At 30.3% G+C, this 17272-nt stretch carries 14 protein-coding genes; 5 read left to right on the top strand and 9 right to left on the bottom strand.

Annotated features, from left to right (window positions below):
- Window positions 1-49: 49 nt before the first annotated feature.
- The 5 genes from J3359_RS12515 to J3359_RS12535 form a co-directional block, all read right to left on the bottom strand.
- A complete protein-coding gene (locus J3359_RS12515; protein WP_208077192.1) occupies window positions 50-511 on the bottom strand; it encodes an ExbD/TolR family protein in 462 nt (153 codons plus the stop codon).
- A 19-nt stretch (window positions 512-530) separates the two neighbouring features.
- On the bottom strand, window positions 531-1160 hold the full coding sequence (locus tag J3359_RS12520) for an ExbD/TolR family protein (protein WP_208077193.1): 630 nt from the start codon (window positions 1158-1160) through the stop codon (window positions 531-533).
- 4 nt (window positions 1161-1164) lie between these two features.
- A complete protein-coding gene (locus J3359_RS12525; RefSeq protein ID WP_208077194.1) occupies window positions 1165-1626 on the bottom strand; it encodes a hypothetical protein in 462 nt (153 codons plus the stop codon).
- Window positions 1627-1632: 6 nt separating this feature from the next.
- Window positions 1633-2358 (bottom strand): MotA/TolQ/ExbB proton channel family protein, encoded by a 726-nt coding sequence (locus J3359_RS12530; RefSeq protein ID WP_208077195.1) that lies wholly within the window; start codon window positions 2356-2358, stop codon window positions 1633-1635.
- Between the two features lie 228 nt (window positions 2359-2586).
- Window positions 2587-3624 carry an asparaginase gene (locus J3359_RS12535; protein WP_208077196.1) on the bottom strand — a complete coding sequence of 346 codons (1038 nt, stop codon included), beginning with the start codon at window positions 3622-3624 and terminating at the stop codon, window positions 2587-2589.
- 146 nt (window positions 3625-3770) lie between these two features.
- Here J3359_RS12535 and J3359_RS12540 point away from each other — a divergent pair, with 146 nt between their 5' ends.
- From J3359_RS12540 to J3359_RS12555, 4 genes are all read left to right on the top strand, one after another.
- Window positions 3771-4469: a zinc metallopeptidase gene (locus J3359_RS12540; RefSeq protein WP_208077197.1), complete on the top strand. Its 699-nt coding sequence runs from the start codon at window positions 3771-3773 to the stop codon at window positions 4467-4469.
- 296 nt (window positions 4470-4765) lie between these two features.
- On the top strand, window positions 4766-7141 hold the full coding sequence (locus tag J3359_RS12545; RefSeq protein ID WP_208077198.1) for a TonB-dependent receptor: 2376 nt from the start codon (window positions 4766-4768) through the stop codon (window positions 7139-7141).
- 13 nt (window positions 7142-7154) lie between these two features.
- Window positions 7155-8162 (top strand): sensor histidine kinase, encoded by a 1008-nt coding sequence (locus J3359_RS12550; protein ID WP_208077199.1) that lies wholly within the window; start codon window positions 7155-7157, stop codon window positions 8160-8162.
- Between the two features lie 72 nt (window positions 8163-8234).
- Complete coding sequence (locus J3359_RS12555; RefSeq protein WP_208077200.1) at window positions 8235-9011, top strand: LytR/AlgR family response regulator transcription factor; 777 nt, start codon at window positions 8235-8237, stop codon at window positions 9009-9011.
- A gap of 231 nt (window positions 9012-9242) precedes the next feature.
- Here J3359_RS12555 and thrC read toward each other — a convergent pair whose 3' ends face one another.
- From thrC to J3359_RS12575, 4 genes are all read right to left on the bottom strand, one after another.
- Window positions 9243-10526, bottom strand: coding sequence for a threonine synthase (gene thrC, locus J3359_RS12560; RefSeq protein ID WP_208077201.1), 1284 nt, complete (start codon window positions 10524-10526; stop codon window positions 9243-9245).
- Between the two features lie 68 nt (window positions 10527-10594).
- Window positions 10595-11518 carry a homoserine kinase gene (locus J3359_RS12565; RefSeq protein ID WP_208077202.1) on the bottom strand — a complete coding sequence of 308 codons (924 nt, stop codon included), beginning with the start codon at window positions 11516-11518 and terminating at the stop codon, window positions 10595-10597.
- Between the two features lie 77 nt (window positions 11519-11595).
- Complete coding sequence (thrA, locus tag J3359_RS12570; protein WP_208077203.1) at window positions 11596-14031, bottom strand: bifunctional aspartate kinase/homoserine dehydrogenase I; 2436 nt, start codon at window positions 14029-14031, stop codon at window positions 11596-11598.
- Between the two features lie 315 nt (window positions 14032-14346).
- Entirely contained in the window at window positions 14347-15906 is a 1560-nt protein-coding gene (locus J3359_RS12575; RefSeq protein WP_208077204.1) for a hypothetical protein, read from the bottom strand.
- Window positions 15907-16038: 132 nt separating this feature from the next.
- On the opposite strand from J3359_RS12575, the gene J3359_RS12580 reads away from it, so the two are divergent.
- A complete protein-coding gene (locus J3359_RS12580; protein WP_208077205.1) occupies window positions 16039-17214 on the top strand; it encodes a 2-isopropylmalate synthase in 1176 nt (391 codons plus the stop codon).
- Window positions 17215-17272 lie beyond the last annotated feature (58 nt).

Below are 17272 nucleotides of genomic sequence, written 5' to 3' on the forward strand. Positions count from 1 at the left end.
AAAAGGATAATTCAAAATGAATTATCCTTTTTTAGTATTCTATATAAAATTAATTATCTCCTTTGGAAGCAGAGTAACTAATTTTAAGAGCGTTTACATCTCTTAATTTTAATCTAATATCTGTTATCGTACCTACATTAGATTCTCTATCCGCTTTAATAGACGTAGTCATAAAAGGTTGCTGATTTTCTGGAACCTTAGATCTTTCATTAATAATAAAAGCGGGCACATCGTCTGCTGTAGCGATTTTATCATTTAATTGAATCTTATTATAACTTGGACCATATTTAGGATCTTTTGCTTTCCCTACATAAATTGTACTTACCAAACTCTTGTGCTCTAATTTTTTAACCTCTGTTGCAGAAGGTAATCTAGGATTTTCCACTTGCAATTCAGTTTCTCTCATAGTTGTGGTAACCATAAAGAAAAATAACAACATAAATACAATGTCTGGTAAAGAAGCAGTATTTACTGCTGGCATTCCTTTTTTCTTTTTTCTAAATTTAGACATATTTGTTATTTTTTAAAAATTAATTTCCAGAAGATGTTGGTTCTGCATCTGAAATAATTTGAGGATATGCATTTTTAATATCCTCTACTTTCTTTTTTAAAGCAAGGTTATTTCTATCGTCTTTATAGGATTCTTCTAACTCATCAAAAGAAACGCCATAACGTTCTTTAGACAGTCTGTTACGTAGTTCTGAATAAGCTCTTAATAATTCGTTTTGAACTTTTAAATAAACTCCATACTCTGTACCTCTATCACTTAAAACAGAAATAATTGCTTTGTTTGGATGATCTGAAGACGATTCGCTTCTTTCACCTTTACAATAATCGCAAGGTCCTGTTTTAACGCCATCTTCTATTTTACCTTCTCCTCCACCATTATCTATAAATGCCATTGCAGCATCTTTTAGATCTTTAATTTCCATTCTTTCACCTTCTACCTGAAGCTCATTTTTAAAGTTTAAATTTACTTCAAAAATATTCTTTTCCTTAATAATAGGAGGTACGTAATCTGGTGGTGGTTTTTCTGATAACTTTTTAGAAATACCAGAATCTACATTCATAGTTGTTGTTACTAAAAAGAAAATTAATAGCAAGAAGGCAATATCTGCCATAGAACCTGCATTAATTTCTGGATTCTCTCTTCTTGCCATAGTTTTATGATTTAATTAATCCTTTTAATAAGTCGTATACAAAAAATAGCGAAGCTATTCCTCCTAATAAAATACTATACCATATACCTGTTCCAACCCATTGATTTGAGGTTGCACCAGCTTCTCCACCTTCTAAAACTACACCTTGCGTGTCTAAAACTGCGTTTGAATCTGCCATGAAATAAGCTACGATTAAAAACACACCTAAAACACCTAAACCTAATAAAGTCTTTTTAAGATTTTGAGGGTTCATTATTAAACTCCATAATGATAATAGAACAGTTATTGCAACTGAAGCATAAAGCAAAATGGTAGAAAAATAAATTATTGGACTTATTACTTTATTTTGAACTGCTACATCGTTTTCAATTGCGTCTGCATCCTCCATAAAAATTCTTATGAAAAGAAATGCACCAATTAAAGCAATGACAGCAATTAAAATACTTAAAATTTTATTGCTTTTCATCTTTTTTTATTTTTTATACTTTACTAACAAATCAATCAATTGGATAGAAGCATCTTCCATATTATTTACAATACTATCGATTTTAGATACGATATAATTATAAAAAATCTGTAGAATAATTGCTACAATCAAACCAAATACTGTCGTTAATAAGGCTACTTTAATACCTACAGCTACCACTCCTGGAGAAATATCATTTGCTACAGCAATTGCGTCAAATGCTCCAATCATACCTATTACAGTTCCCATAAACCCAAGCATTGGCGCTAAAGCAATAAATAATGATAACCAAGAAACGTTTTTCTCTAAAAGCCCCATTTGAACTCCACCATAAGAAACCACTGCTTTTTCAGCTGCTTCTACACCTTCGTCTACTCTATCTAAACCTTGGTAAAAGATAGATGCAACTGGTCCTTTTGAGTTTCTACAAACTTCTTTTGCAGCTTCTACACCACCAGAACTTAAAGCTTCATCTACATTCGCTACTAATTTCTTAGTATTCGAAGTTGCCATATTTAAATAAATAATTCTTTCGATTGCAATTGCTAAACCTAATATTAAGGCTACCAATACAATTCCCATAAATTCTGGGCCACCTTCAATAAAACGTTGTTTTAATTCTTGGTGAAAAGTTCTTGCTTCTTCTGTTGCTGCTTCTTGCGCGAAAGTTGATTGAATAGCTCCAAAAAACATGAATCCTGTTACGGATAAGACATTTACTACTTTTTTCATCTTTGTTATAATTAATTTTTAATAGTTAACGGGTTAAAGATATAAATTTTCAATTCAAATAAACAAATATAGTTGCTACTTTAACTTCTTTTTTTGAGCAACAATCAATAATTATCTATTTAGAGACCGCCAAGTAACAAAAAAAATATCGGTTTAAAAAAAATCTAATCTATTTTGTTGTAAAAATACTGTTTTTTTATATTCAAAATTATTTTTTTGAAAGAAAATCTACTTGTTTGTAATTTCTCCTCGTAAAGATTTCTCGAAATAATATTTAAATTTTTCTTGAGATAATTCTTCATTCAATAAATACATTAGTTTTGCAATGGCAGATTCTGTGGTAATATCTCCTCCACTAATTATACCTATTTCTTTTAAAGAAACACTAGTATCGTAATGTCCTAAAATTACACTTCCTCCAGCACATTGTGTAACATTTACTATTTTAATTCCTTTTAAAGTTGCCTTCTTTAATAAATCTAAAAACCAATTTTCATTTGGAGCGTTTCCAGAACCATAGGTTTCGATTACAACTCCTTTTAAATTATTGATGTTTAAAATACTTTCTACCACTGTTTTTGTAATTCCTGGAAACAACTTTAAAATAACTACATCTGTCACTAATTTTTTTCTGATAACTAATTTTTCAGGTTTCTCTAATGGTTTTTGAATTAAATGCTCATGAAAGTTTAAATGAACGCCACTTTCTGCTAAAGGCGGATAATTCATCGAAGTAAATGCTTCAAATTGTTCTGCACTAATTTTTGTAGTTCTATTGGCTCTGTATAATTTGTATTCAAAATACAAACATACTTCAGAAATTATGGGTTTGTTCTCTTTTCTGGCAGATGCAATTTCGATAGAGGTAATTAAATTTTCCTTTGCATCTGTTCTTAAATCGCCAATGGGCAATTGAGATCCTGTAAATATAATGGGTTTCTGCAGATTTTCTAACATAAAACTTACTGCAGAAGATATATAAGACATGGTATCTGATCCTGTAAGAATTACAAAACCATCGAATTTCTCGTAATTTTCTTCAATAATTTCTACAATATCTATATAATATTGTGTATTCATATTGGAAGAATCGATTACTTCTTCAAAAGAAATACTTTCTATTTTACAATCTAACTGCTGTAATTCTGGAATTTTATCTACAATCCTACTAAAATCAAACGCTTTTAAAGCATTCGTTTTATAGTCTTTAATCATACCAATAGTTCCACCTGTATAAATAATAAGGATGTTGGGTTTGTTTGTCATTTTGTCATTGAATTCTAAATATTCTATTAAATTTTTACTTTTAAAGCTAAAAATCGTTAGATTTTCATTCCAAAAAATAAAATGGAATACTTTATGTTGTAAATTTATCAAACAAAAACGATATACAATTTAAAACTTTATAAATTATGATGGGATTTTATATTTTAATTGGTGCAATCTCTTTGGTGAGCTGGTTAGTTAGCAATCAATTGAAGAGTAAATTCAAGAAATATTCTCAAGTTCAGTTAAGAAATGGCATGAGTGGCGCAGAAATTGCTACTAAAATGTTGTCCGATAATGGAATTTTCGATGTAAAAGTAATTTCTACTCCTGGTAGATTAACGGATCATTACAATCCAAAAGATAAAACTGTAAATTTAAGTGAAGCTGTTTATAACCAAAGAAATGCTGCAGCTGCAGCTGTTGCAGCACACGAAGTTGGGCATGCAGTACAACATGCAAAAGCATATAGTTATTTAACAATGCGTTCTCAATTAGTACCAATTGTTAGTATTACTTCTAAATTTTCTCAGTGGTTAGTAATTGGAGGTTTAATTTTAGGGGCTGCTTCTGGTGGTTCTGGAGTTGGTTTTTATATTGCAATTGCAGGTTTGGTTTTTATGGCGCTTGCAACACTTTTTAGCTTTATAACTTTACCTGTAGAATACGATGCAAGTAACAGAGCTTTGGCTTGGTTAAAAGATAAAAACATGGTTACAAGAGATGAGTTTGCTGGTTCTAAAGATGCACTTAAATGGGCTGCAAGAACTTATTTAGTTGCGGCTTTGGGTTCTTTAGCAATGCTTTTGTATTGGGGATTGCAAGTTTTAGGAAACAGAGACTAATGCCACAGGTATTTCTTGTGTCTCACTTATGCTCTTAAGAATTGTGTGATATAATTTTACACTCTTCAGGTTTTAAAAACCTGAAGAGTCTTTTGTTTTGTGTTAAAAAGAGTAATTGCTTCGATTTTTCGGAGCATTTTTTTGTGGTAGGAAACTTTTACCTAGTTTTAGGCGTCTTTGTTTTATAGAAAAAGAAGATCTGTTCAGCGGAAAATTCACCCAATTCGTCAGAATTCTATTTATTTCTTGTAACAAAACAGGCACTTTTACAGTGTTTTATAAAATGAGACAACCAAATGAAAACTTTAACAACCACCCTTTTTATTTTATTCTTCGGAATTTTAGCAACTAATGCTCAACATTCTATTACAGGTAAAATTGTTGACGAACAGAATCTACCTTTACCTTTTGCTAATATTGTTTTGTATAAAATTGGCGAAGAAGCAAATCCGAAAGGAACTGTTTCCAATGATAATGGAACTTATACTTTTGATAAAATAGCTTCAGGAAAATATAAAATTGAAATTTCTATGTTGGGTTTCGAAACTCAAAAAATTACTGCATTTGAATTGAATTCTAACAAGACCTTCAACATAACTTTAAAAGAAGAATCGCAAACTTTAAACGAAGTTGTTATAAAAAGTAAACGACCTGTAATTAAACAAACTGCAGAAAAACTGATTGTAGATTTAGAAAAATCGGAAATGATTAATTCTAACTTGCAAGATGTGATGCGTAAAATTCCTGGAGTTTTGGTTACTAATAACGGAATTTCAATTGCTGGAAAAGGCGGAATTACCATTCTTATCAACGGAAAAACAACAGAATATATGGATGTTGATACATTATTAAGAGATTTTCCTGCGGACAATATTGCAAAAATTGAGTTGGTAGAACAACCAGGAGCAGAATACCAAGCTTCTGGCTCTGGAGCAATTATAAACATAATTTTAAAGAAAAATGTAAAATTAGGAACTCATGGAAGTGTAAATACTTGGGTTGGCGAAGATGAAGGTTTCGAGTGGGGTTCTGGAGTTTCTATTGCAAGTTATAAGAACAAATTAAACTGGCAAGCTGGTGTAAATTACTCGAAACCAACTTATAGAGAAGATTTATTTTTGGTGAGAACGGTTGGTTCCGAAACTTACGACCAAGTTACAAGACAACCTTATGACCCAGATAATTTTACAATTCGAGGAAGTTTAGATTACTATTTGAATGAAAACCACTCAATAGGAATTGGTGGTCGTTACAACACAAGAAAATCTACAAGAACGGTTAGTAGCGAAACAATAATCTCTGATGCAAATAACAGAAACACTCTATTTTCTGAAAATTATTTTGATAGAGATCGAGCAAACTTCAACATAAACCCATATTATGAGTATAAAACAGATTCAGATAAATTAGTTATCGATTTTAATTATGTAGATTTTACCAACAATAGCACAAATACTTTATATGATATTGCTGGAAGTACAATCGATTTTACAGATAGAAAATACATACAAGATGGAAAATATAACATTAAAACCTATAGAGCAGACTATACAAAAACGTTTTCCGACAATTTTAAAATAAGTACAGGAACTCGTTTTGCAGATGTTACAACAGACAACGATTTGCAAACTTTTGAAGAAAATACAAACAACGGATTTGATAAAAACGATGAAGCAAGTAGCCGTTTTGTAATTGATGAAACCATTTTTGCCTTATATTCTAAAGTGAATGCAAACTATGGGAAATGGTCTTTTTCTGGTGGATTGCGTTATGAAAACAGTAATACAGATGGAACTTCAACATTTTTAAAAGATGGAACATTAACTACGGAAGTTCAAAAAAGACCGATTAAAAAAATCTTCCCAAGTGCATCCATCAGTAGAAAAATTACAGATGTTTTAGGCGCAAGTGTGTCTTATAGTTATAGAATTCAAAGACCATCTTATAATAGTTTAAATTCGTTTGAAACTTTTTTAGACCCATTTTCTGCAGGTGAAGGAAACCCAAATTTATCACCTGCTTACACGAATAATTATCAATTTAATTTAACGTATGAAGGGCAACCATTTTTTACAGTTGGTTACAGCAAAACAGACGATGTTATTTTTAAATTGATAAAACAAGACAATACCACAAAGCAAATAAGACAACAAGATGTAAATGTAGAAAATAATGCAAATTGGAACTTTCGTTTGTTTGCACCCGTAAATTTTGCAAAAGGTTTAGAAGGTTATACAGGTATTATTGTAACAAATACAGATTATCAATCTTCTACTTATGGTGTAGATTTAAACAAATGGAACTTAATTTGGTTTCTACAAGCAAGTTATCAATTACCTTGGGACGTTAATTTTGAGTTGAGTGGAAATTACGGAACAGGCGCTTTAGAAGGGCAAATTGAAGTAGATTGGTTGGCAGAATTAGATTTTTCTTTCGGAAAGAAGTTTTTAGATGATAAATTAAAAGTAAATTTAGGCTTCAATAAAATACTAAACAGAGGTTATGTTGGAAACATCGATTATGGAAACGGAACTGCACAAGTAGAAAATAATGGTTCCAGACAAAATGTTCAGTTAAGATTGGTGTATAGTTTTGGTTCTCAATTTGGAAAGAAAAAATCGAAAAGAAATTCTAATAACGATGAAGAAAACAGAATTAATGCCGGTAATTAATACATTTGTATAAATGAATACTAAGTTAAATAAATCTGATTATCTTTTATTAGCATCCTTTTACGGGGTTTCCAGTTTATTTAATATTAGATATTATATCTTAAATAACAATAATTTAATCGAATTTCTAACAGATATACCTGTTCAAGTTATTATTTCTATCTGTTTAGTTTTCATCTTCATATTTTGGTTAATCCCTACTTTTATAGTTAAAAACAAACAGTATGTATTGTTTATAATTTTAGGGTTGCTTGCTTTAATAATTTTGGGTGGCATCGAATATACCTTAGGATATTGGTCTGCAAACAACAGCTGGGAGAAGTTTCCAGCTTTTAATAAATTTTTACTGGATGCTATTGATTCAGGTTCAGAAAGTTTAGGTTTTCCTTTAGGCTTATTACTTACAAAGAAATTTTATGAAGGAAAAAATGAATTAATTAGTATTCAAAAACAACAAAAAGAAAACGAGTTAAAATTATTACGTTCTCAAATAGATCCTCATTTTTTATTCAATAATTTAAATACTTTAGATGCTTTAATTGATAGCAATCCTACAAAAGCAAAAGAATATATAAATCGATTATCATTAATTTACAGGTATTTAATTCAAACGAAAGATGCTGAAGTAATGGAACTTTCTAAAGAAATTAATTTTGCGAAAAATTATATTTTTTTAATAAAAACTAGGTTTGGTAAAGATTATGAGTTTAAAATTGAAGAAAATACGTCTATTGAAGATAAATTTATTCCAACTGGTGCTATTCAGGCTTTATTAGAAAATGTGGTAAAGCACAATAAATCTGATGGAAAAATGTCAATAAAAACCACCATTTTAATTAATGAAGGTTGGCTTATTATTACAAACTTAAAATCTGATATTATTTCTAAACCAGTATCTTTAGGAACTGGTTTAGCCAATTTAAAAGCACGTTATAAACTGCTTTCAGACGAACAAATTCAAATACATAATATGAATAAAAAGTTTGAAGTTTTTATTCCAATTATTACTTTAAGTGAATGAAAGTGTCAGGTCGAGCGCAGTCGAGACCTAAATTAACCTCTCGACTGCGCTCGAGGAGACAAAGTTAAAACTATGAATATTTTAATCTTAGAAGACGAAATTCCAGCATATCAAAAATTGCAAGCTTGTTTAAAAGCTTATTTTAAAGATACTAAAACAAGTTCAGTACAAAGCAACTGGGCAAGAACCATTGTCGATGGAGAAAAATTGCTAAAAGAAAATACCTACGATTTTATTTTATCTGATATTCAGCTTTTAGACGGGCTTTCTTTTGATTTGTTTGATAAAGTAAAAATTGAAGCTCCCATCATTTTCTGTTCTGCACATGATGCCTATTTATTTCAAGCCTTTAACACAAACGGAATTGCATATATTTTAAAACCATATTCTCAAAATGATTTTAATAAAGCAATTAATAAATATGAATCACTATTTAAAAAAGGAGATTATAATTCTTTAGATTCAAACACAATTAATGCTTTAAAAACTGCTTTACAACAAGAAAACACTACTTATAAAAAACGATTTGTCATTAAAAAAACATCTGGAATACAATTATTAAATGCCACAGATATTGCACTAATTACTGCTTCAGGAGATTTTTGTTTGGTAATTGACAATCTCGGAAAACGACATACCATTTCTCAAAATTTAGGAAATATTTATCAGCAATTAAACCCTAAAAAGTTCTTTAAAATTAATAGAAGTGAAATTGTAAATATCGATTTTATAGAAAATATAGAACCTCATTTTAAAAACCGCTTATTAATTTCTATAAAAAACCACAAAGAAAAAGTTATGACGAGTTCGTCTACAACCTCTGGTTTTAGGAAGTGGTTAGAGAGTTGATTAAAGATTTTGTATCTAATATTAGATTATGCTTTTTAAAAATAAAAATAAATCTCGAATTACAATTGAAGCTAAAGAGTGGCTGAACTAATGTGTATTAAAAATGATAAAGTAAAACGAAAATACAGGTTTTTTAATCATTTCTACGTAGGTAGAAATCCATAGAAAGCTAATTTTATACTTTTAACTTTTTATCTAAAACAAAAACCTTAAAAAAATTCGTAACAATTATCATTCCATCAAAAAAGCCTTCAAATCTTTGTAAGAAGAAGCCTTAATTGCTACTTTTTTATGATGAATCACTTTTTGAATCTGTGTTGGAATCTCTACTTTTACAGGTAAAGTTCCCTCAACAACATCCAAAAATTTTACAGGATGTGCAGTTTCTAAAAACACACCAAATTCATTTTCATTTAAACCGTATTTTTCCAATCCTAAATAGCCAACAGCTCCATGAGGATCTGCAACATAGCCAGAATCTTTGTAAATCGCTTTCATCTTTTCGCGAGTTTCATTATCCGTAAAACTATAAGAAGAAAAATTATTTTTTAAAGCCTCGAAATCGTTGTTAAACAATTCTTGAATTCTAATAAAATTACTTGGGTTACCAACATCCATGGCATTAGAAATCGTTGCTTTCGATGGCTTTGGTGTATATTTTCCGTCTTTTAAATAATTAGGAACTGTGTCGTTTACATTTGTAGAGGCAACAAAATGTTTGACTGGTAAACCTAATTTTTGTGCCATAATTCCTGCACAAATATTTCCAAAATTTCCACTTGGAACAGAAAAAACCAATTCTTTATTCAGTTTTTTTAATTCTTTGTAAGTAAAGAAAAAGTAGAACATTTGTGGCAACCAACGTGCAACATTTATCGAATTTGCAGAGGTTAACGTTTTGGTAATTTCTTCATCTAAAAAAGCAGTTTTTACCATTTCTTGGCAATCGTCAAAAACACCATCTACTTCTAGAGCTGTAATGTTTTGCCCCAAAGTTGTCAGTTGTTTTTCTTGAATATCACTCACTTTTCCTGAAGGATATAAAATAACTACATTTACCCCTTTTGCACCTAAAAATCCATTAGCAACTGCGCCACCTGTATCTCCAGAAGTCGCAACTAAAACAGTTACTTCTTTATTATTTCCTTGGTTGAAATATTCCAAACATTTTGCCATAAATTTTGCACCAACATCTTTAAAAGCCATGGTTGGTCCGTGAAATAGTTCTAAAGAAGCAATATTATCTGTAATTTTTACCACAGGAAAATCGAAAGAAACAGTTTCCTCAATAATTTCTTTTAATGTTGAAGTAGGAATTTCATCACCTACAAACTGTTTAATCACTTCAAAAGCAATTTCTTGATTTGTGTAATTCTCTATGTTTTCAATAAAATCTTTTGAAAGTGGTGTAATTGTTTCCGGAAAATAAATTCCTCTGTCTTTTGCCAAACCTTGTACAACAGCATTTTTAAAAGTTGTATTTGGCGATTTCCTATGTAAGCTGTAGTAGTTCATTTTTTGGTTTTTGGTTTTTAGTTGATGGTTTTTGGCGAGACTATCAACCAAAAACCATTAACCAGCAACTATTTTATAATTTTCATTCCTGCTGGATTTACTTTTGAGATAAAAACCTCGAAATCGATTCCAGTATTTTTATAAGTTTCGTTAATAGCATTGTGTACTTTCTCTGCAATTGTATCTCCTTTACACAACGCAAAAATGGTAGGACCAGAACCACTAATTCCTGCACCTAAAGCTCCAGCTTTTATGGCACTTTCTTTTACTTCATTAAAAAACGGAATTAAAGGTTTTCTTGCTGGTTCTGCCACCAAATCTACTAAAGAATTACTAATTAATTCGTAATTGCTTGTGTACAATCCACTAACCAATCCACCAACATTTGCCCATTGTGTAATGGCGTTTTTTAATGGAATTTCTTTTGGTAAAACTTCTCTGGCGTCTTTTGTTTTTACTTCAATTTGAGGATGAATTGCAACTATTCTCAATAGTTCTGGAACTGGCAATTTTACAATATCTAAAGGTTCGTAACTTCTTACGAGTACAAAACCGCCATAAATTGCTGCAGCAACATTGTCTGCAATTGGAGTTCCACAAGCAACTTCTTCGCCAAACATCGCAAATTTTGTGAGTGCTAATTCAGCATATTTATTTTCTAAAAATTGATTTACACCAAAAGCAGCACCAGCAGCACTTGCAGCAGAACTCCCTAAACCACTTCCAGGAGAAAATCCTTTGTGAATGGAAAGTTCAATTCCGAAATCGGCATTAGCTTCTAACAATATTTTTTTAACCACAGCACTCGCTGCGTTTTTATCAACATCATACGTTAAATCTGCACCAGTAATATTGGTTATTTTTACTCCTTTTTCAGCTGTTTTTGTAAACGTCATTTCATCACCAATAGCGTCCACAGCAAAACCCATGGAATCGAATCCACAAGAAACATTGGCAACAGTTGCAGGAGAAAATATTTTTAAAGTTTTCATTTATTTTGGTTTGTAGTTTTTGGTTGATGGTTTTTAGTTCAGAAGAGAACCATAAACTAACAACTAAAAACCAATAACTATTTAGTAGTTCTAATAATATCCGCAAAAATACCAGAAGCAGTTACATCTGCACCAGCTCCAGCGCCTTTTATAATTAAGGGATTTTCTGGATATCTATCTGTAAAAAATAACACAATATTATCACTTCCTTCTAAATTATAAAAAGGATGATCTGCAGGAATGTGTTGCAAACCAACATTTGCTTTTCCGTCTACAAATTCTGCAACATATTTTAAGCGACAATTCTTGTCATTTGCTTCCTTAAATATTTGTTGAAAATGTGCTTCATTCTTTGCTAAAGAAGCGTAAAAATCTTTGTTATTTGTTGTTTTTAAACTTTCTTCTGGTAGAAAAGCATTTTTAGAAATGTCACTTAATTCTAAATCGTAACCACTTTCTCTGGCAAGAATTAAAATTTTTCTGGCAACATCTACACCACTCAAATCAATTTTTGGATCTGGCTCTGTGTAGCCTTCTTTTTGTGCTTGGGCAACAATATCATGAAATGTTGTATTTTCATTAAAATTATTAAACACAAAGTTTAAACTTCCAGATAAAACAGCCTGAATTTTATGAACGCTATCACCAGAATTAATCAGGTTTTTTAACGTATCTATAATTGGTAAACCTGCACCCACATTCGTTTCAAATAAAAACGGCGCATTGTATCTTCTTGAAATTGCTTTTAATGTTTTGTAATTATCTAACAAAGAAGCACAGGCAATTTTATTACATGTAACCACACCAATGCTTTGTCTTAAATAGTTTTCGTAAACTTCGGAAACTGCTTGGTTTGCAGTATTGTCTACAAAAACGCTATTTCTTAAATTACATTCCTTTGTCTTGTTAAAGAACTTCTCTAAACTTGTTTGCTCTCCATTTTCTAAAAGTTCTTTCCAGTTTTTTAAATCGATTCCTTTTTCATTAAAAACCATTTTTCTGGAATTCGATAAACCAATTACACGAACATTAAGTTTTAAATTTTTCTTTAAATGTTTTTTCTGCTGTTCTAATTGCGCTAAAAAGCGTTCACCAACATTACCAACACCCGTTACAAAAAGATTTATTTGTTTAATTTTTTCTTCAAAAAATTGTTCATGCAATGTATTTAAAGCTTTTTTTGCATCACTTTTATTAATAACTGCGGAAATGTTTTTCTCTGTAGAACCTTGTGCAATGGCTCTAATATTCACGTTGTTTTTCCCCAAAGAACTAAACATTTGTCCACTTAAACCTTGGTGATTTTTCATGCTTTCGCCAACAACAGCTATAATTGCCAAATCATTTTCTACGATAACTGGTTTTATTTTTTTTCTATCAATTTCTATACTAAAAGTTTCGTTTAGAAGTTCTTTAGCTTTATTGGCATCAGAATCATAAACACCAACACAAATAGAGTGTTCTGATGATGCCTGTGTAATAAAAACTACATTAATTTTAGCTTGAGAAAGTGTTTCGAACAAGCGTTTTGAGAATCCAGGAATACCTATCATTCCTCCACCTTCTAGAGTAATAAGACTAATATCTTCGAAATGAGAAATTCCTTTAACTTCATTTCCATTTTTAGGATTTTTAGAAATTAAAGTTCCATTATTCTCAGGGTCGAATGTGTTTTTTATTCTGATTGGAATTTCCTTTCTTAATGAGGGCTGAATTGTTGGTGGATACAATACTTTTGCACCAAAATGAGATAATTCCATGGCTTCTTCGTAAGAAATTTCTGGAATAGGAAATGCTTGTTTTACAACTCTTGGGTTTGCTGTGTACATTCCACTAACATCTGTCCAGATTTGTAATTCATCAGCATCTAAAGATGCAGCATAAATAGCTGCAGAAAAATCTGAACCACCTCTACCTAAAGTGGTGGTTTCTCCATTAGCATTCGAAGAAATAAATCCTCCTAAAATAGTTATTTGATGAGAATTTTTTGTAAAAAAATCTGTTATATTTTTATTCGTTTTCTCGAAATTTATTTGAGCATTTAAAAAAATATTATTAGTAAAAATTAAGTCTCTGCTTTCTTGGTGAGTTGCATCTAACTTTTCTATAGCACTATATGCAATAATATAAGAAGATAATCGCTCACCAAAACTAGAAACTTTTGCAAGAGTTTTGTTAGATAATTCTTGTAATAAGAAAATACCTTCGTAAATAGATAATAACCTATCAAACAAGCAGGTAACTTCTTTAGAAACTTCTTTTTTATTTTTTAAAATTAAATCGTCCACAACTCTGTAATGTAACTCTTTAATGGTTTCTAAAGTTTCTTTAGCTGTTGTAATATCTTCAAGGGCTTCAGTAGCACCTGCTAACAATTTGTTTGTTGTTTTACCAAAAGCAGAAACTACAACTGCTATTTTTGTAGATTTTGAAGCTTTTTCAACAATTGATAAAACCTTTTTTATGTTTTCTGAATTTGCGACAGACGAACCGCCAAATTTTAATACTTTCATCTTTTTTTAAGAATAAATATTCTGTGAAATTAATTTTTTATTGAGAGTTGCTTCAAAATTATTCGAAACAATATAAATGACCTAAGTTGATATGAAATATAATAAACCCCTAAAGGGTAATTGTTGTAGTTGTGCCAATAATAATACCTGCTAAAGAAATAGCATTGGTTAGATTTGTATGTATTATCGGGTTATTCACAAGGCAAAAATATTAGAAATATTTAATTAGCAGACACAAACTTGTGTTTATTTTGTGTTTTTGTTGAATTTATATGATATTGATAAAAAGAAGTAGTGCAAATTTAAAATTTGATATTATTTATAGAGTTGATGTGCTTTTTCTTTAATTACTTGTGCAATTGGTTTATTTTCTATTTTGCTTTCTAACCAAGATAAAATGTCTAAATATAAAAAGGCTCTTTTTTCGTAAGGATGATTTTCGAATTTCTTTAGTTTCGCGTGAATTTTCTTAAACTCATTTTTAATTTCATGTGGAAAAACATCACTTAAATCTTTAATAGAGGTTAAGAAAACCTTTTGTACTTCTTGTAAATTCTCCATTTTTAGTAAGAACTTATACGTATCTATAAATTGTTTTTCTAGGTCGTAATCCAAGCCACATTCGTAATGAGCAATTAAATTTAAAACACGTGCAAAACATTGTAAATCTTCTGCAGAACCAATTTTATTACGAATAATTTTCTGCAAATAAGCAATACAAAGTTCGTTTTTACCCATTCCAAAATACAAACAAGCAATTTTGTAATAGAACATTACCACATAATGGTTATCTAACCTGTGGTTGTAATTTTCTATTTTTTTGTTGATAATTGCCACCAAATATTCACCTTGCTCAAAAGTACCTTCGAAAAAATGTAAATGCAGTTTGTTGGCATACAAATATTGAAAAATTAAAAGTTCTGTATTTGTGTTTAAAGGAATTTTTTTAGCCTTAATTTCTTCTTCAAAAATGGCTAATTGTTTTTTAAATGTTGATCCTTTTTTCACAAAAAATGAAGCCTCTAATAAATAATTTATTCCTTTTAAATAAAAAACAGGGTGCAAGATAATAAGCTTGCGATTTTCCTTAAATAAATCTACCCATTTATTAGCGTATTTGTAACTCTGTAAAAAATCTTGCACCAAAAAACTATGCCATAAATGTGCTTTGTATAGCCATAAACGCTCTCTAAAACCTAATTTTTCATATTTGTATTTTGGCAAACGATCTTCAAAATACGTATTTACAAATTGCAATTCTTCTTCGTTTTTTACATATCCGTTTTGTAATAAATGGCTATATAATTGAAGCGATAAATTAGACAATTTACTGGCAATTACGTTTTGCTGGCTCAGTTCTTTCGCTTGTACAGAAAGTTGGTCTGCTCTGTTGCTTAAACTTCTAGTAATGTATTGTGTTTCAATTACTTTTTCGAGTTCTACAATTTCGTAAGCAATGTTTTTTTCTTCGTATTCAATCGCTAAATTTTTTGCTTTATCAAGCAGTTTTAAACTTTGTTTGTACAATCCTTTTTGATACAAAACTGTTGCAAAATCTAGTTGTTCACGAATTTGAATTCGAATATTTTTATGGGCAGGATTCAGTCGCAGACTAATTAAAATCTGTTTGTATAAATGTGCTTTTAGGTTCGATAATTGTTGTTTAGAAACAATACCACTTCCAATAATTACTTTTTCGTCGTAAACTTTTAGTTTTTCTAAAAATTTAAAAAGAGAAAAAAACTTCGCATCTACATTTCCATCTAATCTACCTACATAAAGGTTAAATTGTCTTTTTTCAGATTTAGTTAAAGACTTAATCAACACAAAAAGTGCATCATTTTGTTGATTGGCTAATGTAGTGCTTTTACTCATAAGTATATTAAAATCAAATAATTACATATAGTTAAAATCTCTTAGAAATCGTACTAATCAATAAATTTATAATTTATTTGAAAATGCAAGATATATATTTGATTTATAATAGAGATAATCTTTTTAGAAATTATGCAAGACAATCAAGTACAAATATTCGACACAACACTTAGAGATGGGGAACAAGTTCCTGGTTGTAAATTAGATACAAAACAGAAATTAGTGATTGCAGAGCGATTAGATTTGTTGGGTGTAAATGTAATAGAAGCCGGTTTTCCAGTGTCTAGTCCAGGAGATTTTGCATCTGTATCTGAAATTGCTAAAATTGTAAAAAATGCAACCGTTTGTGGGTTAACTAGAGCTGTAGAAAACGATATTAAAGTTGCTGCAGAAGCATTAAAATTTGCAAAACATCCAAGAATCCATACAGGAATTGGAACGAGCGATTCTCATATAAAATTTAAATTTAATTCTACAAGAGAAAAAGTGATAGAAAGAGCCGTAAAAGCGGTTTCTTACGCGAAATCTTTTGTAGAAGATATCGAATTTTATGCAGAAGACGCAGGTAGAACCGATAATGCGTTTTTGGCAAAAGTTTGCGAAGAAGTTATTAAAGCAGGAGCCACCGTTTTAAATATTCCAGATACAACAGGGTATTGCTTGCCAGAAGAATATGGTGCAAAAATGAAATATTTGCGTGAAAACGTAAAAGGAATTGAGAATATAATTCTTTCTTGTCACTGTCATAACGATTTAGGAATGGCAACTGCAAACTCAATTTCTGGTGTAATTAATGGAGCGCGTCAAATAGAATGTACTATTAATGGAATTGGAGAAAGAGCGGGAAATACCGCTTTAGAAGAAGTGGTTATGGTGTTAAAACAACATCCATATTTAAATTTAGAAACTTCTATCAATACAAAATTATTGTACGATACTTCTATTATGGTTCGCGAAAGTATGGGAATGCCTGTGCAACCAAACAAAGCAATTGTGGGTGCAAATGCATTTGCGCATAGTTCTGGAATTCATCAAGATGGAGTGATAAAAAACAGAGAAACCTACGAAATTATGGATCCTGAAGATGTTGGTGTTACAGAAAGTGCCATAGTTTTAACCGCAAGAAGTGGTAGAGCAGCATTGGCATACAGAGCGAAAAAAATTGGTTACGAATTAACCAAAATTCAGTTAGATAGTGCTTATACTTCTTTTTTAGAAACTGCAGATCAGCAAAAAGAAGTGAAAGATGAAGACATTCATCAAATAATGAAACAAGTAAACAAAGTATCTAAAATAGCAATTGCTTAGTTTAAAAAAGAAATACAATTTTTGAATTTATAGAGTTTAATTTTTTGTATGAAAAATG

Source organism: Polaribacter cellanae, from assembly GCF_017569185.1.
GTDB lineage: Bacteria > Bacteroidota > Bacteroidia > Flavobacteriales > Flavobacteriaceae > Polaribacter > Polaribacter cellanae.